We start from the raw sequence: 1,570 nt of genomic DNA on the forward strand, positions 1-1,570 counted from the left end.
GCATGGACGGTGGCGCACGGCTGGATGCGATCATGGCACTGAGCCAGGAAACGGGCCGCTGGAGTCATAGCAAAGCAGTCAACCAGCTTGAGGCCCTGCTCCTTGAGCTCGCGGAAGCCCGCACGAGCCCAGCGTCCGACACCTCCTGGCTGGCGGGCGTCCTGGAGCACCTTGGAGATTCCTTTAGCCCTGACTATCCTCAGCTTGCCAAGCACCAGGGCTGCTCTCTGGCAACTCTACGGCGACGTTTCAAGCAAGAGACAGGCCAGACACTCCATGAGTATGTCATCGCCCAGCGCATCGCCCACGCCCGTGGCTTGCTTATCGAGACGGACTTGCCCCTACGCCAGCTCGCCGCACAGCTTGGCTACGACTCGGAGTTTTTCTTTGCCCGGCAGTTCAAACAAGTCGCGCAAGTCACCCCCGGTGAGTACCGCCGCAGCCGTCTCTTTATCCCTCCGCCCGGCTAACCCAGCTCGGTGAGGGCGTTTTGTATTTCTTCGCGGGGTAGATCCCCTGCAATAAGCTCGTGATCGGGGAACTCCAGAAGGCGCAGATAGAACTCCCGTGCGCCGTCCTCGGCGTTGTCGGCGTGGCTGTCGCGCAGATAAAAGTGGTAGTTTTCCGCGCGGGCGTAGAATGTTAGCGCCTCCATTGCGCGGGCGGCTTGCCGGAGGATAGGCGCCGTTGAGTCCGTTGCCTCGACCTCCGTGAGCAAGCTCTCAAACTCGCTCAGGTAGTCTTTGGAGCGCAGCGACGACTCCAGCGCGAGGGCTTCGGAGTAGAGCAGCAGTGCCTTGCGCCGTGCGACACGCCCCTGGATGGGGTCGGCCTTGGCGCGCTGGAGCAAGAACTGCGCCGCAACAAAGGCATTGCCCGCTGTCCGGGTGCGATCGCCGCCCGCGAACATTCCAAGAAGTGTCGCATCGTCCAGCCGGAGCAGCGTGTCTAGATCAAGCCCCGTCAAATTCCGACAGGAGTTTCCAAGCCGCTTAAGAACATCAGTTTTATCAAGCTCAATGCCAAAAATCGTCCCGAGCGCCGTCGCCAAACCCTCGATCTGCTGTTGAATATAGCCTTTACGGAGCACTGGCTAGCCGCCTTCTTCCCGGGGGACATACTCCCGCGTGCTGAAAAAAAACAGAGCAAGTGTCAGAGAAAGAACGGTGATAATACTCACGGTGAGCCAGGCGACAGGCTGCGTGATCGCAAGCGGGTTGCCGCGCAGGAGAATATTGGAGACATCCTCGGCTCCTCCTTGCGCACCCAGCACCTCTTTTAAGTGCGGTGCCAGTGTCCTCAGGTACGAGAGAATCGAGAGCCGTGCAAAGCCACTCGGAAAGAGCGCGGCAATATTCTCCCAGCCAAACCCATAGAGCAGCGCCCAGATCAGTGGTTTGGGCATGAGGGTGGCAAAAAACAAAAAGAGCGAGGAGTAGGCGAGCGCTCCCACCGGGATGATGCGCAGGTCGGAGACGATTCGTGCCCACTCGGGCTTCAGGCCATAGACTGAAAAGCCAAGCAGCAAGACAGAGAGAGCGACCGTTACCGTGATTCCTACCCAGGCCCC

General features: G+C 59.8%; 2 protein-coding genes and 1 pseudogene. 1 reads left to right on the plus strand and 2 read right to left on the minus strand.

Features of this window, described 5'->3' with window-relative positions; genetic code table 11:
* On the plus strand, window positions 1-470 hold a 470-nt coding region (locus ACH2EH_RS12745; RefSeq protein WP_395142219.1), incomplete at its 5' end, for a helix-turn-helix transcriptional regulator.
* On the opposite strand, the gene ACH2EH_RS12750 is transcribed toward ACH2EH_RS12745, so the two are convergent.
* Both ACH2EH_RS12750 and ACH2EH_RS12755 read right to left on the minus strand, forming a co-directional pair.
* The gene (locus tag ACH2EH_RS12750; RefSeq protein ID WP_395142221.1) at window positions 467-1,090 is read right to left on the minus strand and encodes a DUF6483 family protein; all 624 of its coding nucleotides are present in this window, start codon (window positions 1,088-1,090) and stop codon (window positions 467-469) included. The two genes, ACH2EH_RS12745 and ACH2EH_RS12750, sit on opposite strands and share 4 nt — an antisense overlap.
* 3 nt (window positions 1,091-1,093) lie before the next feature.
* A pseudogene (locus ACH2EH_RS12755) lies at window positions 1,094-1,570 on the minus strand (hypothetical protein); the annotation flags it as partial.

The sequence above is a fragment of the Armatimonas sp. genome, assembly GCF_043760365.1.
Lineage (GTDB): Bacteria > Armatimonadota > Armatimonadia > Armatimonadales > Armatimonadaceae > Armatimonas.